Below are 24,650 nucleotides of genomic sequence, written 5' to 3' on the forward strand. Positions count from 1 at the left end.
CTGATACCTAGTGGATTACGTAGCTATACCTGTGAGCCGCCGACTAGGCACAGTAATTGTATATGTACTGGCAGTCTCGCGTAGTTATCGGTGACGTGGCGCAGATTCCCGCAGGAAAATGCGCTGGCCTGTGAAACCCACGGCATCTTTATGTTGTCCTCTATATAGCACGGTTCGGAGTTTGCAGCATTGATTGACGCTGGAGGAAAAAATGCTGAAAAAGAAAAATAAGTCGGTAGTGTTTTTGGATCAATTGCCTGCCATCCCGGTGGATGAGGTGATTATTCACTCACTTGAAGGGGGCCTGTATGCCGCCTCCATTGTGATGGGTGCCCACACCCTGAGAGTTTACGAGCTGCCGAACACGCCCCTGTGTCGACGAAAAATGAGTGAAATTCGTAGCTTGTTAGCACCGGCGCAATGCAAAAATATCTACCTGCTGCACGATAGTGCCTATGATGAAATGATTGGTAGTTCGAGCGCCGTATCATCAGCGCTGCGAATTCGCCTCTCCCAGTTTGAGGAGAGCGTTGCCTGACTCGCAGGCTAATGGTGTCCTGTCATCGCAGTCGTGTTTGCGCTGACCAATAACGTCAGTGGCAACTTATCAGCCAGTGGTGCTGGCAGAGGCGCGTTATCTGTTAAACCCGACTGATCGAATGTCGCTTATCCCCGGCAACACGTCGTAAATTGTTCTCCCTCGCCGTTCTCTGATGGCTCCGGCTGTCACTGCTCCCTATCTGCCAAATTCGCGTGGTTGCTCCGCTGAGGCCAACCGAGATGCCCATGAACGCAAGTTGACGTTAACGTAAAGGTAAGATAGCCTTCTTGCCTGATATTGGTCGCAAAGGCTAATCGGCCTTCGGAGGTGGGTGTGACGACAAAAAAGAAGCAGTCTTACAGCATTTCTGAGCTGGCGGCGGAGTTTGATATCACCACCCGCACCATTCGCTTCTACGAAGAGAAAGGCCTGCTCAACCCGAGTCGCAATGGCCAGAGCCGGATCTATTCCCCGGCGGACAGAACGAAGCTGCGATTGATCCTGCGTGGCAAACGCCTTGGGCTGTCGCTGGAAGAGAGTCGGGACGTGATCGAGATGTATGACCCGGCCCATGACCACGGCAATAAAAAGCAAATACAGACCCTGATCGACAAAATCCGCGATAAGCGCCAGCAACTGCGTCATCAGCTGCAGGATATTGAAGTGCTGTTGCAGGAGCTGGATGACGCCGAAGCACGCTTGACTGACGCGATAAAAGATAAAGCCAGCTAATCCCCGAATCTGCGAGGACAATAAAATGACAACCTCTTATTCCAGTCTCAATTTTGATCTGGGTGAAGACATCCAGATGCTCCGGGAAATGGTCTACCGTTTCGCCCAGGAAGAAATCGCCCCCCGGGCCGCTCAGATCGACAAAGACAATCAATTTCCGATGGACCTGTGGCGCAAGTTCGGCGACCTGGGTTTGCTCGGGATTACCGTCAGCGAGGAATACGGCGGTAGCGATATGGGTTACCTGGCCCATGTGATTGCCGGTGAGGAGATCTGCCGGGCCTCGGCCTCGGTGGGCTTGTCTTACGGCGCCCACAGCAATCTCTGCGTGAATCAGATTTTCAAAAACGGTAGCGAAGCGCAAAAGCGCAAATACCTGCCCAAGCTTTGCAGTGGCGAGCATATCGGCGCCCTGGCCATGTCTGAGCCCAATGCCGGTTCCGATGTGGTGAGCATGAAACTGCGGGCCGACAAGCAGGGCGACAAGTACATTCTCAACGGCAACAAGATGTGGATCACCAACGGTCCCGATGCCCACACCTATGTGATCTACGCCAAGACAGATATCAATGGCGGTTCCATGGGCATCAGCGCCTTTATTGTGGAGCGGGACTTCCCCGGTTTTTCTCGGGCGCAAAAGCTCGACAAATTCGGCATGCGTGGCTCCAACACCTGCGAGCTGGTGTTCGACAACTGCGAAGTGCCGGCAGAGAACCTGATGGGCAAAGAGGGCGACGGTGCCCGTATTCTGATGAGCGGCCTGGACTTTGAGCGCACCGTGCTCGCCGCCGGCCCGGTGGGCATCATGCAGGCCTGCATGGATGTGGTGGTGCCTTATCTGCATGAGCGCAAGCAGTTTGGCAAGAGCATCGGTGAGTTTCAGTTGATGCAGGGCAAACTGGCGGATATGTACTGCGACCTCAACGCCAGCAGGGCCTACCTGTATGCGGTGGCCAAGGCGTGCGATCGGGGCGAGGAAACCCGCAAAGACGCGGCGGCGGTGATTCTCTACACCGCTGAAAAGGCCACCCAGATGGCCCTGCAGGCCATGCAGACCCTGGGCGGGAATGGCTATACCAATGAATACCCCACTGGCCGCCTGATTCGCGATGCCAAACTTTATGAAATTGGCGCTGGCACCTCAGAAATTCGGCGGATGTTGATTGGCCGGGAAATGTTTAACGAGACCCGCTAAACCTATCCACAAATCAGAAAATAACCTTGCTCCGGCATCCGATGCCGGCGCCGCTCAACACCACAGGAGCCGCTGATGACAGTGCTCAAATCCAGTATCAACACTCACAGCCCAGAGTTTCAGGCCAATGCCAAATCAATGCGCAAACACTTGGGCGCCTTGCAGGAGGTCAGCGCGCTAATCCAACAGGGCGGCGGCGAGAAGGCCGCCCAGCGTCATCTGTCTCGCGGCAAAATGCTGCCTCGGCAACGGGTCGATGCCTTACTCGACCCGGGCTCGCCCTTTCTGGAAATTGGCCAGCTGGCGGCCTGGAAGGTTTATAAGGAAGAGATTCCCGCCGCCGGAGTGGTGGCGGGAATTGGCCAAGTCTGCGGCGTGGAGTGCATGATTGTGGCTAACGATGCCACCGTAAAGGGCGGCTCCTACTATCCACTCACGGTGAAAAAGCACCTGCGTGCCCAGGCGATTGCTGAGCAGAACAATCTGCCCTGTATTTACCTGGTGGATTCCGGCGGCGCCAATCTGCCGCAGCAGGATGAGGTGTTTCCGGATCGGGACCACTTTGGCCGTATTTTCTACAACCAGGCCAACATGTCCGCCAAGGGCATTGCCCAGATTGCGGTGGTATTGGGCTCCTGTACCGCAGGCGGCGCCTATGTTCCGGCCATGGCGGATGAAACCATTATCGTCAAAGAGCAGGGCACCATCTTTCTGGCCGGACCGCCGCTGGTGCGTGCCGCCACCGGCGAAATCGTCACCGCCGAAGAGCTGGGCGGGGCGGATGTTCACTGTCGCCAGTCCGGGGTGGCAGATCACTATGCACAAAATGACGAACACGCTATCCAATTGGCGCGCCAGGCGGTGTCTCGCCTGAACCGCAAAAAGCGCCAGCAACTCGATGTTAGCCCCTCGGTCGAGCCGCGCTATGCGGCAGACGAGGTCTACGGCATCGTTCCTGCTGACACCCGCAAGCCCTACGATGCGCGGGAAATTATCGCCCGCATCGTTGACGATTCTGATTTTGACGAGTTCAAGGCCCTGTTCGGTACCACGCTGGTGTGTGGTTTTGCCCGCATTTATGGCTATCCGGTGGGTATTATCGCCAATAACGGCATTCTATTTTCAGAGTCCGCGGCGAAGGGCGCTCACTTTATTGAGCTGTGTGCCAAGCGCAAGATTCCGCTGGTATTCCTGCAGAATATTTCTGGTTTTATGGTCGGCAAGCAGTACGAAGCCGGTGGTATCGCCCGCCACGGCGCCAAGATGGTGATGGCCGTGTCCTGTGCCAAGGTGCCCAAGTTCACCGTGGTGATCGGTGGCTCCTACGGTGCCGGTAACTACGGCATGTGCGGTCGCGCCTATGAGCCCCGCTTTATGTTTATGTGGCCCAATGCCCGCATTGCGGTAATGGGCGGCGAGCAGGCGGCTGGCGTTATGGCTCAGATCAAGCGTGAGCAAATGGAGCGCAGTGGCGAGCCCTGGAGCGATGCGCAGGAGAAGCAGCTCAAGCAGCCAATCCTCGACCAGTTTGATCGTCAGAGCGATCCCTTTTATGCCTCGGCCCGGCTCTGGGACGACGGGATTATCGATCCCGCCGATACCCGCCGCGTGTTGGGCCTGACCTTATCTGCCAGCCTAAATGCCGAAATACCCGACAGCCAGTTTGGCGTGTTCCGCATGTAGTGCGGTTCAGGAGAAAAATAATGTTTAACAGTGTATTGATTGCCAACCGCGGCGAGATTGCCTGCCGGGTTATTCGTAGTGCCCGGCAGATGGGGATTCGCAGCATTGCGGTGTACAGCGACGCTGACCGGGACGCCATGCATGTGGCCCTGGCGGATGAGGCGGTGTATCTGGGCGGTGCGCCTGCCAGTGAATCTTATCTGGATATGGACAAGATTCTTGCTGCCGCCAAGCAAACCGGCGCCGAGGCGATTCACCCCGGTTACGGCTTTCTCTCGGAAAATGCCGAGTTCTGCCGCCGCTGTGACAGTTCCGGAGTCATTTTTATCGGGCCGCCGGTGGGCGCCATTGAAGCGATGGGCTCCAAGTCTGCCGCCAAAAGTATTATGAGCGAGGCGGGTGTACCGCTACTGCCCGGCTACCACGGCGACAGCCAGGACCCGGCCCTACTGAAAAACGCCGCTGCTGATATTGGTTACCCGGTACTGCTCAAGGCCAGTGCAGGTGGTGGCGGGAAGGGCATGCGCATCGTCTGGTCGGAGAGCGAATTTGACGAGGCCCTGGCCGGCGCTAAACGGGAGGCCAGCAAATCCTTTGGCGATGACAAAATGCTGGTGGAGAAGTATCTGACCGGTCCACGGCATGTGGAAGTGCAGGTTTTCTGTGACAGCCTCGGCAACGGTGTGCACCTGTTTGAACGTGACTGCTCCCTGCAGCGCCGTCACCAGAAAGTGATTGAAGAAGCCCCGGCCCCGGGTATGACCGAAGCGTTGCGCGACGCCATGGGCAACGCAGCCGTACAGGCTGCCAAGGCAATCAATTACTGCGGCGCGGGCACGGTGGAATTTCTGCTGGCCGACAATGGTGAGTTCTACTTTATGGAGATGAACACCCGTCTGCAGGTGGAGCATCCTGTAACGGAGATAATCACCAAACAGGATCTGGTGGCCTGGCAGTTCCGGGTGGCCAGTGGTCTGCCCTTGCCGCAAAGTCAGCATGAGCTGCGTATTCATGGCCACGCCTTTGAGGCGCGGATCTATGCTGAAGATACTGATAATCAGTTTCTGCCCCAGACCGGCACCCTCAATTACCTGTCTGTGCCGGAAGAAAATGCCCACGTGCGAATTGATACCGGCGTGAGGGCTGGCGACACCATCAGCGTCCATTACGATCCGATGATCGCCAAACTGATTGTCTGGGATACGGATCGCGCCAGTGCGCTGCGCCGTCTGCAAAATGCATTGGCCCAGTTCCATATCAGCGGCGTGACCACCAATCGTCGTTTCCTGCAGCAGTTGGCGGCCAATACTGCCTTTGCCGAAGAAGATTTTGACACTGGCTTTATTGATAAGCATTTGGATTCCATACGTGCTCAGGCCAGTAAAGCCCGCGCCGCCCAGCGTCATCAGCACCTGGCGCTGGCGGCATTGATGGTATTGGCTAATCAGCGGACTGTGGCCTTGGATAATCACACGGCTTCGCCCTGGCTGGCCGCCGATGGCTGGCGTACTAATGCCCCAGCCAAGCAGCATCTGCGGTTGCAAGTGGGCGATGAAGTGATGGATATCAATGCTACCCGCCTGCTGGACCAGCCGGCGTTAACCCTCGATGTTGAGATTGAAGGTAAGGTATACCGCGTCTGTGGTAGCTGTATTGCCGAAGCTCGAGGGGGTGTTGTGCAGGCTGATGTGGATGGGCTGCGCTTGCGTTTTCCCTACGCTCGCCAACTTAACGCCAGGCAGGGTGCCAGCTACTGCCTGTTTACCGGCGACACCGATTTTGCCTTTGCCCAATACTCCCCTGACTTTACGCAACAAGGCGACAAACAGGGCGAGTTGACCGCACCGATGAACGGCACCATTGTGGCCTTGTTGGTAGAGCCTGGTGTGCAAGTCAAGAAAGGTGCACCACTGCTGATTATGGAAGCCATGAAAATGGAGCACAGCATTACGGCTCCCGCTGATGGCGCGGTTGAAGCCTTCCACTTCAATGCGGGTGAACTGGTGGAGGGCGGTGCAGAGCTGTTGCGGTTTGAACCCCATATTGCCTAGCACTTATTCCACCAATCCTAGTTCGCGTCCGTAGGAAACCGCTGCCGTCCTGTTAGACACGCCAAGCTTTTTATAGAGGTTTTTCAAGTGCCATTTAACGGTATCCAGTGATACATAACAGTAGTTTGCGATGTCGGCATTGGAAAGCCCCCGACATAATAGTTCCAGTAGTTCAGACTCTTTTTTGGTCAGGGGGGCTGTCACGGACAAAGCAGCCGGCTGGATAAGGGGCTGCGCAGGCTGATGCGTTGTTATCCCTAGCGCATTTACCAATAGATTGTAGAAGTGTTTCTCAGCCTGCATCGCAAAGGATGATTCGGAAATACGGCTACTTCTAAGAATCTGACTGCAGGCCTCTGACTGATCTAAAAATGGTTGCAGTAGGGCCATTTTGGCGGCTCGCCTAATACTGCTTATCAAGGATTTGGAGGCCAGTGAAGTCTTGCCTGAAAGATGGTGCAGGAAAGCGATGTCGAGGTCTATTTTCGCCAACCTATGTCGACGTCCTGCTTTTTTGGCGGAGTCTTTCATTGATTCCAGTATCGGCAAGATGGCGCGTAACTCACTCTGGCTGAACAGCAGCGCTACCTGCGTCTCCTGCCATTTTTCTTGCAACCTAGGGGTGATGTTATCGATTAGTGGCTTGCTTTGTTGGACACTCTCCAAACCGAAGCCAATTGCACTGGCTTCGGTTTGCGCTTGATCCAGCTCGCCGATAGCAATCAGTCGCTTGATGATTGCACATGATGTCATCAATGACAGTCTGTGAGGGTGCTTTCTGACGGCTGAGCGCAATGTGGCGAGGCAGATTTCACTGCATTCAGGGGTCCACAACTTCACAGCTGCTTCAATTCCTAATGCAGCGGAGTCCAGTAAGAGATTGCTGTCGAGAGTTTTGAAAAAGACCTTCAAGTAGGTTCTGGCCTTATCTGCATCACCCAGTTCAACCAAGCAGTTAGCCGCAATACCCATCAGTGAGCCAGTAAGAGCAGATTCTCCGCCTAGGCAGCGACGGGTGTTGTCAATTCCTTGTTCTAGCTCATCCAGCGATTGTTGAAAATTGCCTTCAAGGTTTGCAATCAAGCCCAGAATCAGATTTATCCACCCGGCGCTGTACTGTCCACCGAGCTCTCGCATAATGGGCTCGGCTCGCATCAATATGGACCGAGCGGCGGCAAACTGAAATTGGTTGGCTTGGCAAATACTGTGAATACACATCACTGAGCTGAGCGTGTAAGGGTCGTGATTGCGCCCCTTGGAAATGGCATAGCCGGACGAGGTCTCTGCGTCGGTCAAATTGTCGGTAAACAGGTCTATCGTCATATGGATATGATCCATACGCTGCTGAAAATCCTTTGCCACGAGAAAGTCTTGTGGCAGGTTTTGGTAGCGTTCTAAAAGCCGAAGGAACTCGGCTCGACCTTTTTCATAGTTGCGCTGAAATACCAATGCCCATACCAACCAATAGTGAGTCTCCAGGCTGATTGGCTCGCCGGACTGAACCAGCCGCATGATCCACTCCATATGCTGGGCTATATCGCCCTGTTCCCGGACAAAGGAATTTCCGATCGAGGTAAGTAGGGCGCTCACTCTGTCTGGTGCGCCGGCAGCAAAAGCATACTCTACCGCGTCGTGCCACTGCTGTTTGGCCTCGCACCATTGGGAGGCTCGGTACAAAAAAGCGTTTCTTGCTTCCTCGCTGAGGTGTTGTTGGGCCTCGTTATGCAGAAACTGTTTAAAGAATGTGTGTAGACGATACTGGCTGTGAAGGCTGTCCATGGGTGTGATAAATACATTGCGCATTATCAGTTGATCAATGTATCTGTCGGAGTCACTGTCAGGGAATAAAGCCCGACACATATCCCGAGAAAATATCCGCAGTAATCCCACGCGATGAAGGAACTCACGGAAAGCGGCGTCGGTCTTCGTTAGAATTTGGTATTTGAGCATATTGGCAATACCTTCATCATTTCCCGACAGCAGGGGCATCACACTGGCGCTGTCGGCGGTGGAGCCAAGCATAATCTGCGCGAGGCGTACTGCTGCCGGCCAGCCTTCTGTTTTGGCGATGATTTGCTCAATATCGCTCTCTTTAAGGTCAGAGGTGGCTTGTTGGCCAAGCAGTTCTTTAGTGGCTCGTTTATCCAGGCTTAGCAGCTCGGTGCCCACTTGACGGTACAGGCCGTGCAAGGTCGCCTTGCCAAAATTGAATTCGGGCCTGACATTGCTCGAGCCGATAAAGCGAAGGTTTTCCCCTGTACGAAAAATTAACGCATCAATCAGCTGGGGAAGGTTGTGATCTTGACAGGAATTCAGGTTGTCCAAAAAATAAATTGCATCACCTTCAACTGTAGCCAGCTGGGCGATAAGGTGGTTGATCATTTCCGGTAGGCTGCGCTGTGAGCCAATTCGCGTATCCCGACTTCCGTAGTCCCGCCGATTTAACGCCGGGTTTACTGCCTGAATAGCAGACACAATCTTCTCTGTTGTGTTTGTATGCTCGTCCAGCCCAACCCAGTGACACTGCACCCCACGATCACTGAAAGTGTGGTAAAGCGTTGTCATTGCGACAGTTTTGCCATAACCAATCGGGGCGATAAATCCCGTTGATTTAGGCAGCGGCCCATCTAACAGAGTGCGTATGGCATTGGTTTCTACGGGATCAAAGGCGTAATAAGGCGGCTTGTACATCGTGATTTGTGTCCTATTTATTGTTTTTTATAGCTTTTTAAGCTTAGGTCCTTCTGCCTGATCGGGCGGCATCTGCTGTGGTTATCGGTGTTGGGCTTAAGTAGTGGTGCTTTCTCAGTGTGCCCCCCCCCCCCACCTCTAGTTCGAAAAACCACCCCTTCGGGTGGGGTGGCAATACTCTGTCACATTTATTCTTTCAAGTGAACTTTTGTTGATCAGAGTAAAGGCCTCTAGGTGTTGCCTAACGTGACTGCATCTACTTCCTCGAAGCAGGTGCGTGACTAGCTCTGGTGGGTAGAGTTCTCGCTGAAACCGTGTTTCAGATTGATCACCACCCTAACTTGCCGCTTCTGCGAAGCGGCTTTTTTTAGCTGATAAGCAAAAATTAGACTTTTCATAACAAAAGACCGTAGAAGCCGTGCTTTTACCGGGGTTGGAGGAAGTTATCTATGAATCCTTGTTTGATCAGGGGGTTATGTGTTGTCTGTGCCGTGGGTAGCGGCACCGCGGCTGTCGCACAGGAGCCCGCTCAGAGTAAGCGTAGTGCTAACCGCCTACTTGAAGAGGTAACGGTCACGGCTCAGAAGCGTGAAGAAAATTCACAAGATGTGCCGATTTCCATTCAAGCCTTTAGTCAGGAAAAGCTCGATGCTTATGGCATCGAGAATACGATGGATCTAGCCAAAATTACGCCTGGACTCACGATGACCTACACCTATGGTTACACAGTGGTGTACTTGCGCGGTGTGGGTACCGACGCCTTCTTGCCATCGGCTGACCCCAGTGTGGCGACCTATATTGATGGTATCAACGTTCCCCCGGGGCACGGTAAAAAGGATGCCTTGGGACCGGTGGAGCGAGTTGAGATACTTAAGGGCCCACAAGGTACGCTGTTTGGTCGCAATTCCACGGCTGGCGCGATAAACATGATTACGCCGCGTCCCCCTGAGGAATTTGTGGGGTCTCTTAAGGTTGAAGAAGCCTTCTTTCAACCTGATGGTGGTGAGGGCGTTAGTGATGTAGAAAAGACATCTTACTCCCTCTACATGGGAGCGCCTTTGACAGACAATATTGGCTTCACAGTCGCATACTTTGAAGATCTACCCTACATCATTGGTGAGAACCGCTTAGCAGATGGCACGAAGGGCCCGATGCGAGAGGATTATACTCAAGGTGCGCGGCTCAAGCTGGTTTGGGATATTACTGACACTCTGTCTCTGGAGCTCCAAGCCTCCGAGGTCAGTGGTTTTAATGGTCCCGGTTTTATCTACGAGGAGACCCGTTCAGCCCAAGTGCTTACCGGTGCAAACCCTGCAGAGCAAGATGCGGATTATGTTTGGCATAACGATTTTCAGGGTGGGGTCGAGACGGTTAACACGGTGTATGGCGCTATCTTAGAGTGGCGGCCCGGTCCAGTTGATATTAAGGCAATTTTGTCCGATGTGAACGTAGAAATCCCCTTTGCGGCGGATGATTACGACGGCTCATACAATAATTCAGTCAACTTCTTTACCTACCATCAGTTTGGCGAGCAAGAGACGGTAGAGCTTCAGGTGCTCTCCAACGATGAGAGCTGGATGGCCGATAAGTTGGAGTGGGTGGCTGGCTATTATCACTTTGAAGGGTCGGGCGGCTTCGAACGGTTGTTCTTCAATGTGTACCCGGTAGGAACCGTAGCTAACGCAGCGCCGATTACCAACCTGCTAAATGCGTTCCCGATTGTAGAAGACATTCTTCAGGACCCTTTCGCCAGGGTAACTCTGGAAGCAGGTGCCTCACTGGTAACCAAGTCTGACGCGGTTTATGCCCAGGGCACGTGGAGGTTCAACGATGACTGGTCATTAACCCTAGGTGCTCGCTATCAGGACGAGACCCGTGGTATTGAGAACAGTTTTCTTGATTATGTCCGCACGGCTCCTGATGAGCCAGATGGTGAGTACTATCGTGGCAAAGACAGATCACGCAATGTTCGTCTTGATACGTTTAATGTGCCGGACGTGAACACCAAAACGGTCTCGCCGCGCATAGCGGTTCAATATACTCCGGTAGACGGACTGCAGTTGTACTCCTCGTTGTCGCGGGGCTACAAGAGCCCAACGTACAACACCATCAACTTCTTTTCGGACCCAGATTTGGTCGAAAAGGAGACGGCTACTGCATTTGAACTTGGTTTCAAATCTGATCTGTTCGAAAACCTGCGTCTGAATGGCGCGGTCTTTCACACCGAAATCAAAAACATCCTTACTGGGATCGTCTCTCTTACCTCGGGCGGGGTGGTACGTTTCTCCAATGCCGGAAAGGGAGAAATTGATGGTGCAGAGTTAGATTTTCAATGGCAGCCAATGCCTGACATGAACCCAGGTCTTGCGGTTACTGGGTCTGCGACCTATCTGGATGCGGTGTACACGGACTATAAAAATGGCGCAGGTTTTGATGACGAAACGGGATTGTACTTTGGGCCGGATAGTCCGACAGGAGACAACTCTCGCGACTTCAGTGGCAACAGTATTGTCAGAACACCGGACTTTAGCTATCAAGTAGCGCTTAACCAAGCTGTATCGGCGGGAAGATATGGCGATCTGGAGTTTGGGTTGGATTATTTCTACAGCGGTGGATACAACACCTCGCCGCAAAACTCCCCTTTCTACGAACAACCAGCGTACGATTTGTGGAACGCTCGGGTTAATTACTTCTACGACCCTTATGGTCTTCAGGTAACCCTGTTCGGAAATAATATTGCCAACGAAAAGTACTACTCAACGCTGTTGCAAACCGACTTTGGACGGTCGGTCACGCTGGCAGCGCCCAGATTGGTTGGCATCAAAGTCAAATGGGATTTTGATACTCTGATCAACTAAGTTAAGCCGCGACTTGGCTACCATTAAGTCGCGGGTTTTTCTTCTATGTCGTAATTGAGGTGTTCAGTATGAAAAAAATAACAGGTTTGTCGACGGCTGCGGCTTTGGCATCACTGTCTTTGTCTGCAATCGCTCAGACCCCATTAAATAGTTTGAACGGTTTGCTGGCAGATCCTGCAGGTGCGAATTATGTATCCATAGATAATCTAATGGCATTGCCCAATGACTTTACGCGTTCATTTGAAAACGTAAGTCTCGCTGTCCCGGGCTTGATCGCATTCGGTAGTAACGCCAATCCTTTCGGTTCCCTCGAGGCGGTCTCTGGTATTGGTGGCAGCTTGGGGGTTGGAATCGTTACCGGAATTGTGCCTGTGACCACAATTCTTTTAGATCCTTCGCTAGCACCCACCTTCTTCGAAAATAGCGGAATCATCTCCAACTTCGGGTTTTTGGGAGAGTTTCCTGCAATACCTCTTGTTAACTCCGGCATTGGTGAGTTGGGCTTAGGGGGAATGATCCCAGGCGGGGCGGGTTTAGGTCTGCTGAGCTTGGATGGCTTTAGTGGACTTGATGTTCTGCTTGGCGGTGGTTTTGATGGGCTGATACTGCCATTAGATCCACTCAGTCTGTAGCCATTTTGAGCTCGCGCTGACACGGTCGGTCGCTTTTAGCGTGGCCGTGTCAGTGTCTTATCAGAAACAATATTTTATTTCCGCAGCTGAATTGTTTGGTTCGGATTTTACAAGCGAAATCATATCAGCTGATTAGGGTCCTCCGAATGAACGACAACAGTAAACACATTATCAACATTGCTCTGGCTTACTGTGGCCCCGGCTTCGTTATTGGTTACATTGTTTTCTGGGGTTTGCTTGGGCACAACGTGCCCCCAGTCAACTTCACCGCACTGAGCCCCGATCAGCTAATAGCTCAGTACTACGCTAAGTATCCGGGCATTCCTGTTGCGATGATTGCCAGTGCATTTTTTGGTGGCTTGTATTTGCCCTGGTCGTGCTTACTCTCATCCCTGCTACGGGAAAAAGATGGCAGTATGGGCGCATTAAGTCTTATGGAGCTTACCGGTGGTGCACTGTCTGCGCTGTTGTTGGTGTTGGGGCCGGTTTTTTGGGCTGCCTGCGCGCTACTTTACACTCAGGTTGAACCTGGCACGATCAAGCTGATTCATGCTATCAGCTGGTTTATGTATGACTGTACGTATATTGTGACGACCATTCAGCTTGTCGGTGTAGGTCTCTACACGATCCTGAACAAGGAGCAAACCATCTTCCCTGCATGGACGGGGTGGTGTGCTATCGCAGGAGGTACTATGTTGCTGCCGCTGTCGCTGATGCCCTTCGCAGTAGAAGGTCCTTTTGCCGTTTCTGGCCTCTGGAATTTTTTCATTGCTTTCGGCGGCTGGTTGTTTGGATTCTTTGCCATCTACAGTTTTTATATTCTCAAGCATGTACATAATCCACGGAAGAGTGTTGGTACTTTGCACTATTCGGCTGCGAGTTGAGCTGAGCCTAATTGGTGAGGGGGTGTGATTTCTCCTCACCTCCTTTTATTTTTACTTCCTGATTCGAATAAGTATTTTGACATAATTCTATTCTATTAGGCGCTTGGGTTTTCATGGCACAACAAATAGCTGCGAAAAGAGTGGGTGTTTCGCCGCCCGGTACTGATGGTATCTGGATATTCGTCTTTCTCGATATGGTCATGTTTCTACTGTTGTTCCTGACTTACGTTACCGAAAAGCACAGAATCCCAGACGTATTTTCCGCTTCTCAGTATCAACTCAATGAATCGATCGGTTTGGTCAACACCCTGATTTTGTTGACCAGTTCCTGGGCTGTCGCGGGTGCGGTTGTCGGTTGTCGTCGGAGATTGCCAATACATACAGACAGATATCTCTGCGCCGCGATCATCTTAGGCTTGATGTTTTGCGTAGCTAAGGGCTGGGAGTATTGGACCAAGATAGAGTTAGGCGTAACACCCATCACTAATGTCTTCTTTAGCTTTTACTATGTGATAACCGGCATACATTTTTTGCATGTGCTGGCAGGGTTAGTGGTAATGGCGATTCTGCTGCATAAGCGCCGATCTGCTTTTGGAAGTGATCATTATCAAAAAAGCTTGGAAAACCTCGGTACGTTTTGGCACTTTGTCGATCTTGTGTGGTTGTTCATTTTCCCATTGCTTTATTTGACGGGGCTGAGCCGATGAGGGGCTTTGCATCGCCTCTTGGCCTGGTCTGGGTTGTGCTTATGGCGCTGACGCTGTTTTCGTTGGGCTTTGCGGAAAGCACGCTTGGGCAAAAAGTTACCATTATGATCATTTTTGCTGTGGCAATCGCCAAAGCGAATTTGATTTTGGTTTACTTTATGGAGGTCAATCATGCAGCGTCACATTGGCGTGTGCTTTACCATTTGTGGGTTGGTGTCACTGGCTGTCTACTGATTTTGGGTCATGGCCTAAGTTAAGCTTCGTGGCGACAACACTGAGTGTGGTGGCTTGTCCGACAGTGCATTGCGGAGGCAGATGCGGCTTTAGTTATAGAGGCAGGTAAGCCTGCCAGCATCTAAATTTTAGCGACGATAATGCATTCGAGTTAGTCTCTAAATATAGTTGAAACGCAGATAAACTGTAGATTTTTTATCAATTCTTCTAACTCCTCTTCGCTGCCGCGATCAACAATATCATTGCTGCACAGCGCGACAATCCAAGTGAGGGTGTTTCCGATATTTTTGCTCATTCCCTCTCTTGCGTCGCCTCTAGCCAGAACTTTTCCGACAGATTCCTGCGCGCGAAATGAAATCTGCATAATCATGTTTTCGTAGAGTTGTCTGATCTCTGGGTCGCCGCTCATGGTGTCTCTGATGGCAACCACGATGGCTCTGTGCTCGTAAAGACATCGTACTACGCCTTCAACAGCTTGATTCACATCTTCTTTGCTGGCCCAGTCTAGTCCGAGGCCCCAGTTCCCTAGACCTGCAACCAGCTGATCTGTCAGGTATTCGACTAGTCGCACAACGAGGTCATTCTTGTCTTTAAAATGGAAGTAGAACGTCCCCCTCGATAAGCCCGCCTCGCTTGACAGCTGCTCTACTGACAGGGTGCCAAAATTCTTGTTTTCTTCAAGCAGACGCTGGATTGCTGCAAGTAACTTGTCCTCTACGCTGGCTTTTGGCTGCCGGCTGGCGGCACGCATCTTTCTACTGGGGCGGGGTTTGATTTTCTGGTCTGCTGTCATGTTGTTGATTTCCAATGTTTTTTCAATTCTATGATAAGGCGCTTTTTGGTCATAACTCAATGGGGCCACGGCGATAGCGCCCTAGATGTCACAATCCTAACATTTTGATGAATAAAAGTTTGACAATCTGTGCAAAAATGGCTGAACATAAAGTCAGGTGGGGTGGGATGTGCATTCCGGAAATGTACGCACTCATAAGTCTAATAAGTCAATAGAGGGTTAATCGATGTTTCAGCTACGTCGCGTCTGCAGCTCGAGTCAGTTGTGGGCCTTGTCATGTGGGCTGCTAACGGCTACAGGCTTCACAAGCTACGCTTGGTCTGCACCTGGCGATAGATCAGCAAACCGTCTTCTCGAAGAAGTAACGGTGACCGCTCAAAAGCGAGAGGAGAACTCACAGGAAATCCCAATAACGATCTCTGCATTCAGTAATGAGAAACTTGATGCATTTGGTATTGATAAAGTGGAGGATCTTGGGCGGATCACACCGGGGCTTACGTTTACGGTCAACGTTGGTTATACCGTAATCTACCTTCGGGGGGTTGGTGCGGACGCATTTTTGCCGTCAGCGGACCCAAGTATTGCGACCTATGTGGATGGTATTAACAAGGTGTCCGGCCATGGTTTGCAGAACTCGCTGGGACCGATCGAGCGGGTTGAAGTACTGAAGGGGCCGCAGGGAACGCTTTTTGGTCGCAACGCGACCGGAGGGGCGGTGAATATCATTACCGCAGCCCCGCCAGAAGAATTCGTCGGTAATCTTAGTACTGAGTACGGAGAATACCAGGGGTGGGACGGCGCTGTTGAAAAGCATGATATTTTTATCGGCGCACCCATTACGGATAATGTTGGCTTCACCCTGGGGGGATACTACCAATTCTATGATCCCACCATGTTGAATGAACCGGTTCGCGGTTCAGGTGTTTATGAGGAACCGTTAGATCATTTCTCGGAAGGGATAAAAGCCAAACTGCTATGGGATATCACGGATTCGCTTTCCGTTACGCTGCTAGGTGACTGGAACAACCAGCGTGATCCAAGTTCAATGATCCAGGAAAATACCCGTCCCGCACCTGTGCTGGCAGCGGGGCAGGAGCCGGATAAGCTTGATCGGATTTACCACAATAGTGTGAGCGAGGGTACAGAGGGTAAGGCGGGAACTAACTCTCGATCCTACACCGCGGGCATGATCTTTGATTGGCGAACTGATTCACTCGACTATAAGTTGATTCTTTCGGACCAGTATTTCGACAATTACTTTTCTCAGCTCGATTATGATACCAGCGAGTACGAGGGTGCTGCCTTTGACGCCGCGCAATTTGCCGATCAGCAAACGGCTGAGCTTCAAATTCTCTCCAATGACAATACGCCCCTGGCCGAAAATTTGGAATGGGTGGTCGGCTTGTACTACCTACAAGCGGACGCGGGCTTTGATTACCTCCATCTTGTTGTAGACCCATTGGGATTGGGCGCTGGAGCATTGGGTCTGCCAAATTTCTTGGGCAACTTGCTTAAAGGATCAGATGGTCAGGTAGATCTTTATACCGCTGGCGTATTGGCCACTGAGTCTATGTCAGTTTATGGTCAAGGGACCTGGACGTTTAATCCTGAGTTTTCTCTTACTCTGGGTGCTCGCTATCAGAAGGAGCGTCGGCATGTGTACAACACGTATTTGAGTACTGAAACGCCAATCATTGGTAATGACAATGACTCGGGTGATGATATTGATGTGGCTGAGTTCACTACGCCCGGCGTGGTTGACGAGACCTTCTCGCCCCGTATTGCCTTTCAGTGGTTTGTCAACGATGCGGTGCAACTCTACACGAGCTTGGCTCGTGGCTATAAAAGCCCAACGTTTAATCCGATTAACTTCTTCTCAGCGCCGGATGCGGTAAAGCGCGAAGAGGCGACCGCCTTTGAGCTCGGCTTCAAATCTGAGCTCTTCGACGGCAATCTTCGTCTTAATGGTGCTGTATTCAAAACCGAAGTTAAAGACTTGCTGAATGCAGAGCTGTCGATTACCTCTGGCGGTGTCGTGCGCTTTTCAAACGCGGGTACCGGCGAGATTGAAGGTGCTGAAGTTGACTTCCTGTGGCAGCCCATGCCGGAAATGAACCCCGGTTTGGCCATCAATGGTAACGCTACGTATCTGGATGCTGTTTACGCAGATTTCGAAAATGGCAGTGGCTTTGACGATGAGACCGGTCTTGCTTTCGGGCCGCAAAGCGTGAGTGGTGATACTAGTAGAGACTTCTCGGGTAATCGCATCGTGCGTACTCCAGAGTGGAGTTCGTCGCTGTCGATCAACCAGAATATTCCGATTGGCATGGATTCTGCGGTGGAGTTGGCAGTGGACTACTTTTACTCAGACTTCTATTTCACCGCGGCGTCCAACTCCGACCTCTATGTGCAGCCTCAATACGAGCTGTGGAATGCACGAGCAAGCTACTTCTACTACCCCTGGGGCATTCAAGTCACGGCATTTGGAGAGAATGTTAAAAACGAGCAGTACTTTATTTCTCGGCAGGCTCAAGATTTTGGCCGCGCGGATACCTTGGCAGCCCCTGGTGTAGTCGGGCTGCGTTTGAAGTGGGACTTTGACGCGGTTTTGTAATCTTGCGTCGGTGTAACGTATATAACGCCAATGGTTTGCGGTTGCCTAGTTGGCGTTAAATTTAGACATCTATGAGGTGGTTAAATGAATAAGAATGGTATTGGTAAGAAAGGCCGGAATTTGATTTTCGGCGCTGTATTTGCAGCTGCTAGCGCGGCGGGGCATGCCCAGTTGGCCATCCCAGCCCTTGGCGATCTGGGTTTGTTATCTAATCTGGATGTGTTGGGGAGTTTCGAGCTGGGTGGTGGCCTGCCCGGAACCGATCTCTTGGGTGGCGGGTTTGAAGGCCTGGATCTGGCCAGCAGCCTTACGCCAAATATTGATATGGTTGCTTTTGGACAAATGCTCGATCCAGCATCGATTGCTGATCCTACCGAGTATTTGACGGCTGTTGAAGGTGTTTTGGCGATTGCCCAAAGCCCAAGCACATTTGCTCCAGTACCGTTGGCTCCGCCCCTGCTGAGGGGGTTTGTGCCTGGCTTCTTTGTTTTATATGAGGCGCCGGGAACTCTGTTGAGCTTCCTTGCCGGAGGAGGAAGCATTATCGATCCGAGTCTGGTGGCGGTGCCCGCAGTTCCTCTGTTAAGTGCGCCTATGCCTTTGGGAATCCCATTGGGAGAGTTGCCCGGTCTGCCGAGCAATGAGCTCGGGCTACTGGCGCCGGTGGATGTGGTAAATCTTATTCTGTCCTCAGCACCCTAATTTTTAACTGATTTAGAAAAGACTCTTTTTGAGAATAAACGCATCACCCATTTGGCTGTCACGCGACGGCCTTTTTTTTAGATCGAGCTGCTATCAAGCGCGCTGTGTTTGATGGCGGCAGTTGTTGGTGGAGTAAGCAATGGCAGCGAAAAGCGACTACACTTGGCAGAAGGCGGCTCTGATATGTACGTACGCTTTCGTGGCATTAACGGTAATTGGCTGGCTGGGAATAGCAAATTTTATATCCCCAGCGCCAGCGGATTTGACTCTCGAAGAAACCAAACAGTGGTTCTCTGACAGCTATCGCTGGCAGACCATTTTGGGGTGCACCCTTCTTTATATCGGTAGTGCATTGTTGACCCCAGGTTCGATTCAGTGGGGGCTGATGTTGGCGAAGATTGAGGGTAGATCGCCTATTCTTTCTATTACCACCGCAGTGTGCGGCATTTTCATTTCCTTGATTGTTTTCCTCAATGCATGTGCTTGGATAGTGTGTTCCTACCGAGCGCAAACAGATCCTCATGTGATTCAGGCATTTTCAGATTGGGCGTGGTTTGCCTTTCTTTTTGGCTGGGTATATCTGGCCATCGAGATGATTTCGTCTGCGATAGTTGAATTAAAAGACAAACGCGAGCAACCTTTGGTACCCCATTGGATGGCTTGGATTACGCTGTTTTCGGCGTCGACAATGCTTGGTGCAATCGGCCCTGCTTTTTTCAAATCAGGGCCTTTTGCATATCACGGCCTGATTGCCTTCTACGTGCCTGTTCTGGTTTGGGGGGCGTATTTAGTCGTCACCAATACCTTCCTGTACCGCGCATTGCTCCGAGAAGAGCGGGAGAATATGCAGCCGATAATTAAAGAAAATGCCGATTTGGACGAGCGCTATCTGGCTTCGCAAACTATTGCCAAGCAAGCAGGATGATTTAATTTAGGGCGATTTGCTGCTTGTAAGTGTTGGGTACCTCTCAGGGTGAGGAAAAATATAATATGGGAGTCAAACTATGACACAGTCAGTCACCGTCACCATTCAAGACAATATTGCCGAGGTTGTGCTCAGCCAACCTGACAGAGGGAATCCCTTCGATGACGTGTTCTGTTCGGAGCTCTGTTATGCCGCTAATGAATGCAGTGAAAACGGCGCGGTAAGATCAATTCTGCTACGGGCAGAGGGGCGATTTTTTAGTGTTGGCGCCGATCTGAAATGGCTTGGTGGAGGAGAGAGTAATGACATGGCGCGACGGTTAAAGGGCGCCACTGCAGATTTGCACATGGCGATAGCTCGCTTCGCCAGAGCTGATGCACCGGTTGTCATCGCCGTGCACGCCCTCGCTGCTGGCGGTTCCACAGCGCTCACCGCAATGGCCGATTTCGCTCTTGCCAGCGCGTCAGCCAAATTTTATGCCGCCTACAACAAAATTGGCTATGTCAGTGACGGTTCCGGCAGTTACTACCTCCCTCGTCGAGTTGGCAGTCGCAAAGCCGCCGAGTTTTTTATGCTCAATGAAACCTGGGACGCCCAGACCGCCATGGCTAACGGCCTGGTTAATCGGGTAGTCGCTGATGAAGATTTGCTGAAGGAGGCCCGCAGCCTGGCCGCAACCTTGGCTGCCGGCCCTACTCTGACCTTCGGCGAAATGAAACGCTTGCTAATGAGTACCTGGGACACGTCCATCGAAACCCAAATGGAGCTGGAGGCCCAGGCTATCGCCCGTTGCGCGAAAACCCAAGATTCCTGGGACGCGGTTCGCGCCGTCATTGGCAAGCAGCCTGTAGTCTTCCGCGGAAAATAGCGGATGCGGGCGGGGGGGGCAGCGAGTTTTCTATAATCTGCCGCGCACCGAGCTAGCGAAATCAACGGCAAAACTGCTTTTGCGATATGGATGAATAGTTCCTGAAGAGCAAAAAAATAGCCTAATCAAAATGAGAAACGATATGCGCAGAACTACGTCATATGATTGGTCACGGCGCAATTATTTTATTTCTGGGCGTACTTGCAGGGGGGGCTTCTTTCCAATCTGATCTCCGGTTTGGAGATTATCCTGGCAGAATTCTTGAATTTTCTATTCCGGGTGATGAAGATGGCTGGGTCGGAACCCACATTGGCGGCATGCCCAAAGGCTTGCGCATCATTATTGTCAGCTTTGCTGATTCACACACTCTGCATTACCAACAGAGTTGTGAGAACGCTTCGCAGAATATTGATTGGCACCGGCTATGCCCATACCCTGTTCTACTTCGCCGTACTGCTAGCACCCAACCGGGCCCTGACCCTTGGCGACAACCGCCTGAGTGACACCAATCTGGCGGCATTCCGCGGTCTCGCGCCTGCGCTGGTTTTCGCGTTGATTTCATTAATCGCGATATTTATTGTTATTCGCCGAGCCTTTAGCAACGAAAGTAAGTAATGGAGACACGTAAATTGAATTCCGTAAAAATCCGCTTGCCCGCGCAGATTTCCTCTCTGCAAATAGCCGAGGTTGAGGAGCCCTCTACCGTCCCAGGCACCGTCAAAGTCCGCTGGCGGGCGGTGTCCCTGAACTTTCACGATTACGCCGTTGCATCCGGCATGCTCCCCACCGAGGACGGTCGCATTCCCTGTTCAGATGCGGCGGGCGAAGTGATGGAAGTAGGGGAGGGTGTGACGAAGTGGCAGGTGGGTGACAAGGTAATGAGCACCTTCTTCCCAGGTTGGCAGGAGGGTGCCCCGGAACCCGTCGGCACAGCCGAGCTCAGCGGCGACAGCTGTGATGGTTACGCTACCCAGTGCAGCGTATTGCCTGCGAATGTGCTGACCCGCATGCCTGACGGCTACTCCTACCAGGAGGCGGCCACCCTCCCATGCGCCGCATTGACGGCGTGGCGGGCTCTGTTCGAAATTGGCAACATTCAACCCGGCGACAAAGTATTGATCCAGGGGACCGGCGGTGTCTCCATTTTTGGTTTACAGCTGGCAAAGGCCGCCGGCGCCATTGTTTATGCTACGTCTTCCAGCAAGGAAAAAATGCAGCGCTTGCAGGACCTCGGCGCCGACTACACCCTGAACTATCGGGAGAACCCCGATTGGGGAATGGCTGTATTTGAGTTGGCGCAGGGCGGCGTAGACCATGTGCTTGACGTCGGTGGCGGCCTAACCCTGAGCCAGTCAATTGATGCTGGGAAAATGGGTGCCAACCTTGTGCTGATAGGGATTCTCGGTGGGCTTGAGTGCCAGCTTAATCTCGCACAGTTACTCCTCAAGCAGCAGCGACTTTTTCCGATTGCCGTGGGTAACCATGCAATGCAAGATAGAATGGTGGATTTTCTCCAGCAGCACCGGATTCAACCGGTGGTCGATCGCACCTTCCCGCTCACTGGCATTGTAGATGCATTTGAGCACCTGCTTTCCGGCCAGCACGTTGGCAAAGTCGTTCTGAATGTTGATTGATCCTCTCACACGCCCCAAAGTACTTTGTTTTGGTGGCTTTACTAAAGATCAGGCACCGCATGCACGGTTGACTTAAGGAGTTATAAAAATGAATAAAATTGCTGTTCAGGTAATGTATCCGCAAAGCGAGAAGTTTGACTGGGAATATTACATTCCCGTTCACATGGGTATGGTCCAAGAAAAAATGAAACCGCTAAAGTGGTTCGTCATGAAGGGCGCGGAGGGCATCATCCCGCCGACCTACCAGGCCATCGCCTTTATGGTGTTTGAGAATCAAGCCAACTGGGAAGCCATATTTGCCCAGACCAGTGCCGAGCTTCTAGCCGACATTCCGATGTACACCGACGCCCAGCCAACCATCCAGGTCAGCGAAATCCTCACGCCGATGTAGCTTAGTCAACACATGCCAGGCACTGCGGGTGGCGTTCGAAGTGCGGCTGTGTAGTGTTGTCTGCTCGAGATGTGAAGTTAAATTTTTCTTGGCACTTATAACTGGTCGTGGCTAAGTGATTAGAAATGACCCCTTGATGGTAAAAAATGACCTGTTTCTTTGCGCCGCTTGGGAATAGTTTGTTGGCTATTTTGAGCGCGGTGGAAAAGCAAGAATTTTCACTCGGTAATAGATGGCTAGTTGAGGTAAGTCTGTGTCACTTTTTTCATTTTTAAAACCGACAGCAAAAAAAGCGACGATTATGCCGGCGGGGATTTCGTTTGAAGTAAAACCTGGGCAATCGGTACTAGAAGCTGGCCTCTCACACGGTTACGCGATGCCCCACAGTTGTACGGTGGGAACTTGTGGTAGCTGTAAATGCCGAGTGGATGAGGGCAAAATTAGAGAGCTTACAAATTTTGCTTACGTTCTGGAAGCCGATGAACTACAAAGCAACATGGTTTTGACATGCCAAACAGCTCTCAAGTCGGATGCGGTTTTTCATATTCCCAATTTTGAACTCAAGCAGTTGCACCCACCGGAAGATTTCGAGGGAAAAATAGTTGCTACAGAAGACCTAACTCACGACACCAAGAAGGTCGTCATTGAGTTGGATCGTCCCATTTGGTTTGATGCCGGGCAGTATGTGCAAATTTATTCAGATGAGGTTTATGGCGGGCGTTCGTATTCGTTTGCTCTGCCGCCGGCAGAAGATGGGGTGCGCAACATAGAGCTATTCATTCGCAAAGTGCCCGGTGGTGAGTTCACGTCCGCACTATTTGATCAAAAGCTTGCCGGCAGTGCTGTGAAGGTGCACGGCCCTTCTGGCAATTTCTGGCTGCGAGAGGGGCGTGGGCCCATCATTTGTGTTGGTGGTGGCAGCGGTTTGGCACCAATCATAAGTTTATTGGAACAGGCGGTGAAAAAGCCCCTGGGTCGCCCTTGTGTGATGTTTTTTGGGGCGCGTTCTCAGGCTGATCTGTACTGCCTGGAACGAATTGAGGCCATTAGTAAGGCGTGGGATGGCGCATTTCAGTTTATTCCTGTGCTGTCTGATGAGCCGGCAGACAGTGACTGGAATGGGTTGCGAGGATTTGTGAATACGGCCATTGCTTCCGAAGCGGGGCAGTATATTTCCTCTGATACTCAGGTGTACCTTTGCGGGCCGCCGCCTATGATAGATGCGGTAAGCGAAACGGTTTCAGAGCTGGGTATACTTGAGAACAATATTCATGCTGACAAGTTCCTTGATGCTAGTCACGGGCTATCACGAGCAGAATAGGATGCGCCGCTTTTTTTCAGTCCGATGAAAATTTAAATTTTTTCGTCGGACTTTTGGTTCGAATAATTTTTGCGATATTGATCGGGTGTTATCTGAAACCAGCGTTTAAATGCGCGTCTAAAATTTGAACTGTCGTGGTAGTTAAGTAAGCTTGAAATAGCTTCGATCGATAGCTGGCTGTTTTTAAGATAGCCTGCTGCTAGCGAGGATAGCACTTCATCTCTAATCTCCCGGAAGCTGGTTCCTTCGTCGGCCAACCGACGAGATAAAGTGCTGCCACTAATAAACATGGCAGAGGCGACTTCTTGGCTAGATATTTGGTGGTTGGGGATCGATAGAAGTAGGCGGCGCACTTGAGATTTGGTTGTATGCAAGTCTTTGTAAAAGTGCTGTGAAAGCTCTTTGCATTGACGCTGGGCTATTTCATAGCTGTGTTGGTCTGCAGAGATGTTGGTGACGCTGGCTAGGTTCTTTGGAATTTTTAGGCAGTTTTCTGCAGCACCGAAGTGAATGTTACAAGCCATTATTTCCCGGTAGCGTGCTCCGTACTCTGGTTCTGGGTAGGTTAGATATAGCTCCGCTCCTGCTGGGGGTTGTCCTAGCGTTGATTCGGTTATGGCGTAAATTGCAAGGCACAATACTTCTAAAAATAATCTGTGAAGGTGTTGAGGAACTTCGGGGTGAACGTGAAGATTGCAGCTTAACCAATTAGCATCGGTTCCAATGGTGAACTGCGTTAGATGCATGCGTAATGGGAGGAAATCGCGAAAGGCGTTGAGTGCGTCCAGCAGGGTGGGGCTGGAATTTACTAAAAACCCTATGGCGCCATGGGTAGATGGCGTTACTCTTTGGCCGAACTGTAAGCCGAGATGTGGAACCTTCGATAGTCGTTGCGCATTGCTGAAAAGTTGTATTTGCTGAAGCCCTGTCAGACGGGTGTCATCGCGCAAAAATTCTTTTGTTGATATGCCAGTTCCGACCAAGATTTCGGCGAGGTTTTTTTCATTTAAACCAAGTGATCTCGCAATTAAGCGAGAGTAGTTTGTTGGTATTGATGGTGAGAGTAAATCTTCGGTGGTTTTGTTCACTGGGCGCACAGTCATCATTCCTTGCGTAATGACAAATTGCTAAAATTTTCGACGAGGAAAAATAGTCCAATATGAGTAGTTTTTGATATTAGATTGCGATTTCTTT

The 24,650-nt window shown here is 51.5% G+C and carries 21 protein-coding genes and 1 pseudogene; 19 read left to right on the plus strand and 3 right to left on the minus strand.

From position 1 onward, the window contains the following. Positions 1 to 211 precede the first annotated feature (211 nt). The 5 genes from NCG89_RS13530 (at position 212) to NCG89_RS13550 (ending at position 6,202) form a co-directional block, all read left to right on the plus strand. On the plus strand, positions 212 to 538 hold the full coding sequence (locus tag NCG89_RS13530) for a DUF6482 family protein (protein ID WP_251087084.1): 327 nt from the start codon (positions 212 to 214) through the stop codon (positions 536 to 538). 336 nt (positions 539 to 874) lie between these two features. Continuing rightward, positions 875 to 1,273: a MerR family transcriptional regulator gene (locus NCG89_RS13535; protein ID WP_251087085.1), complete on the plus strand. Its 399-nt coding sequence runs from the start codon at positions 875 to 877 to the stop codon at positions 1,271 to 1,273. A gap of 25 nt (positions 1,274 to 1,298) precedes the next feature. After that, positions 1,299 to 2,468 carry an isovaleryl-CoA dehydrogenase gene (locus NCG89_RS13540; RefSeq protein ID WP_251087086.1) on the plus strand — a complete coding sequence of 390 codons (1,170 nt, stop codon included), beginning with the start codon at positions 1,299 to 1,301 and terminating at the stop codon, positions 2,466 to 2,468. Positions 2,469 to 2,543: 75 nt separating this feature from the next. Further along, the gene (locus NCG89_RS13545; RefSeq protein WP_251087087.1) at positions 2,544 to 4,151 is read left to right on the plus strand and encodes a carboxyl transferase domain-containing protein; all 1,608 of its coding nucleotides are present in this window, start codon (positions 2,544 to 2,546) and stop codon (positions 4,149 to 4,151) included. A 20-nt stretch (positions 4,152 to 4,171) separates the two neighbouring features. Then, the gene (locus tag NCG89_RS13550; RefSeq protein ID WP_251087088.1) at positions 4,172 to 6,202 is read left to right on the plus strand and encodes an acetyl/propionyl/methylcrotonyl-CoA carboxylase subunit alpha; all 2,031 of its coding nucleotides are present in this window, start codon (positions 4,172 to 4,174) and stop codon (positions 6,200 to 6,202) included. 3 nt (positions 6,203 to 6,205) lie between these two features. Here NCG89_RS13550 and NCG89_RS13555 read toward each other — a convergent pair whose 3' ends face one another. After that, positions 6,206 to 8,893 carry a winged helix-turn-helix domain-containing protein gene (locus NCG89_RS13555; RefSeq protein WP_251087089.1) on the minus strand — a complete coding sequence of 896 codons (2,688 nt, stop codon included), beginning with the start codon at positions 8,891 to 8,893 and terminating at the stop codon, positions 6,206 to 6,208. 449 nt (positions 8,894 to 9,342) lie between these two features. Here NCG89_RS13555 and NCG89_RS13560 point away from each other — a divergent pair, with 449 nt between their 5' ends. The 5 genes from NCG89_RS13560 (at position 9,343) to NCG89_RS13580 (ending at position 14,231) form a co-directional block, all read left to right on the plus strand. Continuing rightward, positions 9,343 to 11,751 carry a TonB-dependent receptor gene (locus NCG89_RS13560; RefSeq protein ID WP_251087090.1) on the plus strand — a complete coding sequence of 803 codons (2,409 nt, stop codon included), beginning with the start codon at positions 9,343 to 9,345 and terminating at the stop codon, positions 11,749 to 11,751. Positions 11,752 to 11,819: 68 nt separating this feature from the next. Then, positions 11,820 to 12,383 carry a hypothetical protein gene (locus tag NCG89_RS13565; RefSeq protein ID WP_251087091.1) on the plus strand — a complete coding sequence of 188 codons (564 nt, stop codon included), beginning with the start codon at positions 11,820 to 11,822 and terminating at the stop codon, positions 12,381 to 12,383. Positions 12,384 to 12,529: 146 nt separating this feature from the next. Next, on the plus strand, positions 12,530 to 13,267 hold the full coding sequence (locus NCG89_RS13570; protein ID WP_251087092.1) for a hypothetical protein: 738 nt from the start codon (positions 12,530 to 12,532) through the stop codon (positions 13,265 to 13,267). Positions 13,268 to 13,380: 113 nt separating this feature from the next. Beyond that, entirely contained in the window at positions 13,381 to 13,974 is a 594-nt protein-coding gene (locus tag NCG89_RS13575; RefSeq protein ID WP_251087093.1) for a cytochrome c oxidase subunit 3, read from the plus strand. Between the two features lie 41 nt (positions 13,975 to 14,015). After that, complete coding sequence (locus NCG89_RS13580; protein WP_251087094.1) at positions 14,016 to 14,231, plus strand: cytochrome C oxidase subunit IV family protein; 216 nt, start codon at positions 14,016 to 14,018, stop codon at positions 14,229 to 14,231. 128 nt (positions 14,232 to 14,359) lie between these two features. Here NCG89_RS13580 and NCG89_RS13585 read toward each other — a convergent pair whose 3' ends face one another. Further along, positions 14,360 to 15,070, minus strand: a complete 711-nt coding sequence (locus NCG89_RS13585) for a TetR/AcrR family transcriptional regulator (protein WP_251087095.1) — start codon at positions 15,068 to 15,070, stop codon at positions 14,360 to 14,362. 298 nt (positions 15,071 to 15,368) lie between these two features. On the opposite strand from NCG89_RS13585, the gene NCG89_RS13590 reads away from it, so the two are divergent. The 9 genes and pseudogenes from NCG89_RS13590 to NCG89_RS13625 all read left to right on the plus strand — a co-directional run bounded on the left by NCG89_RS13590 (position 15,369) and on the right by NCG89_RS13625 (position 23,456). Continuing rightward, positions 15,369 to 17,615, plus strand: a complete 2,247-nt coding sequence (locus NCG89_RS13590) for a TonB-dependent receptor (RefSeq protein ID WP_251087096.1) — start codon at positions 15,369 to 15,371, stop codon at positions 17,613 to 17,615. Positions 17,616 to 17,699: 84 nt separating this feature from the next. Then, positions 17,700 to 18,317, plus strand: a complete 618-nt coding sequence (locus tag NCG89_RS13595; RefSeq protein WP_251087097.1) for a hypothetical protein — start codon at positions 17,700 to 17,702, stop codon at positions 18,315 to 18,317. A 139-nt stretch (positions 18,318 to 18,456) separates the two neighbouring features. Next, complete coding sequence (locus tag NCG89_RS13600; RefSeq protein WP_251087098.1) at positions 18,457 to 19,242, plus strand: hypothetical protein; 786 nt, start codon at positions 18,457 to 18,459, stop codon at positions 19,240 to 19,242. A 79-nt stretch (positions 19,243 to 19,321) separates the two neighbouring features. Beyond that, complete coding sequence (locus NCG89_RS13605; protein ID WP_251087099.1) at positions 19,322 to 20,110, plus strand: enoyl-CoA hydratase/isomerase family protein; 789 nt, start codon at positions 19,322 to 19,324, stop codon at positions 20,108 to 20,110. A 161-nt stretch (positions 20,111 to 20,271) separates the two neighbouring features. Further along, positions 20,272 to 20,388, plus strand: a pseudogene (locus NCG89_RS16945) (hypothetical protein); the annotation flags it as partial. A 109-nt stretch (positions 20,389 to 20,497) separates the two neighbouring features. Beyond that, positions 20,498 to 20,725, plus strand: coding sequence for a styrene oxide isomerase (locus NCG89_RS13610; RefSeq protein WP_251087100.1), 228 nt, complete (start codon positions 20,498 to 20,500; stop codon positions 20,723 to 20,725). Positions 20,726 to 20,739: 14 nt separating this feature from the next. Next, positions 20,740 to 21,744, plus strand: a complete 1,005-nt coding sequence (locus tag NCG89_RS13615) for a zinc-dependent alcohol dehydrogenase family protein (RefSeq protein ID WP_251087101.1) — start codon at positions 20,740 to 20,742, stop codon at positions 21,742 to 21,744. Between the two features lie 88 nt (positions 21,745 to 21,832). Continuing rightward, positions 21,833 to 22,135 (plus strand): EthD family reductase, encoded by a 303-nt coding sequence (locus NCG89_RS13620; RefSeq protein ID WP_251087102.1) that lies wholly within the window; start codon positions 21,833 to 21,835, stop codon positions 22,133 to 22,135. A 253-nt stretch (positions 22,136 to 22,388) separates the two neighbouring features. Next, complete coding sequence (locus NCG89_RS13625; protein WP_251087103.1) at positions 22,389 to 23,456, plus strand: 2Fe-2S iron-sulfur cluster-binding protein; 1,068 nt, start codon at positions 22,389 to 22,391, stop codon at positions 23,454 to 23,456. A 32-nt stretch (positions 23,457 to 23,488) separates the two neighbouring features. Here NCG89_RS13625 and NCG89_RS13630 read toward each other — a convergent pair whose 3' ends face one another. Continuing rightward, complete coding sequence (locus NCG89_RS13630) at positions 23,489 to 24,553, minus strand: AraC family transcriptional regulator (protein WP_251087104.1); 1,065 nt, start codon at positions 24,551 to 24,553, stop codon at positions 23,489 to 23,491. Positions 24,554 to 24,650: the final 97 nt, after the last annotated feature.

The organism is Spongiibacter taiwanensis, from assembly GCF_023702635.1.
GTDB classification, from domain to species: Bacteria; Pseudomonadota; Gammaproteobacteria; order Pseudomonadales; family Spongiibacteraceae; genus Spongiibacter; species Spongiibacter taiwanensis.

Coding starts and splice junctions, on each gene's coding strand:
- NCG89_RS13530 (WP_251087084.1), top strand. CDS start 212: ATGCTGAAAAAGAAAAATAAGTCGGTAGTGTTTTTGGATCAATTGCCT.
- NCG89_RS13540 (WP_251087086.1), top strand. CDS start 1,299: ATGACAACCTCTTATTCCAGTCTCAATTTTGATCTGGGTGAAGACATC.
- NCG89_RS13545 (WP_251087087.1), top strand. CDS start 2,544: ATGACAGTGCTCAAATCCAGTATCAACACTCACAGCCCAGAGTTTCAG.
- NCG89_RS13550 (WP_251087088.1), top strand. CDS start 4,172: ATGTTTAACAGTGTATTGATTGCCAACCGCGGCGAGATTGCCTGCCGG.
- NCG89_RS13555 (WP_251087089.1), bottom strand. CDS start 8,893: ATGTACAAGCCGCCTTATTACGCCTTTGATCCCGTAGAAACCAATGCC.
- NCG89_RS13560 (WP_251087090.1), top strand. CDS start 9,343: ATGAATCCTTGTTTGATCAGGGGGTTATGTGTTGTCTGTGCCGTGGGT.
- NCG89_RS13565 (WP_251087091.1), top strand. CDS start 11,820: ATGAAAAAAATAACAGGTTTGTCGACGGCTGCGGCTTTGGCATCACTG.
- NCG89_RS13570 (WP_251087092.1), top strand. CDS start 12,530: ATGAACGACAACAGTAAACACATTATCAACATTGCTCTGGCTTACTGT.
- NCG89_RS13575 (WP_251087093.1), top strand. CDS start 13,381: ATGGCACAACAAATAGCTGCGAAAAGAGTGGGTGTTTCGCCGCCCGGT.
- NCG89_RS13580 (WP_251087094.1), top strand. CDS start 14,016: ATGGCGCTGACGCTGTTTTCGTTGGGCTTTGCGGAAAGCACGCTTGGG.
- NCG89_RS13595 (WP_251087097.1), top strand. CDS start 17,700: ATGAATAAGAATGGTATTGGTAAGAAAGGCCGGAATTTGATTTTCGGC.
- NCG89_RS13600 (WP_251087098.1), top strand. CDS start 18,457: ATGGCAGCGAAAAGCGACTACACTTGGCAGAAGGCGGCTCTGATATGT.
- NCG89_RS13605 (WP_251087099.1), top strand. CDS start 19,322: ATGACACAGTCAGTCACCGTCACCATTCAAGACAATATTGCCGAGGTT.
- NCG89_RS13620 (WP_251087102.1), top strand. CDS start 21,833: ATGAATAAAATTGCTGTTCAGGTAATGTATCCGCAAAGCGAGAAGTTT.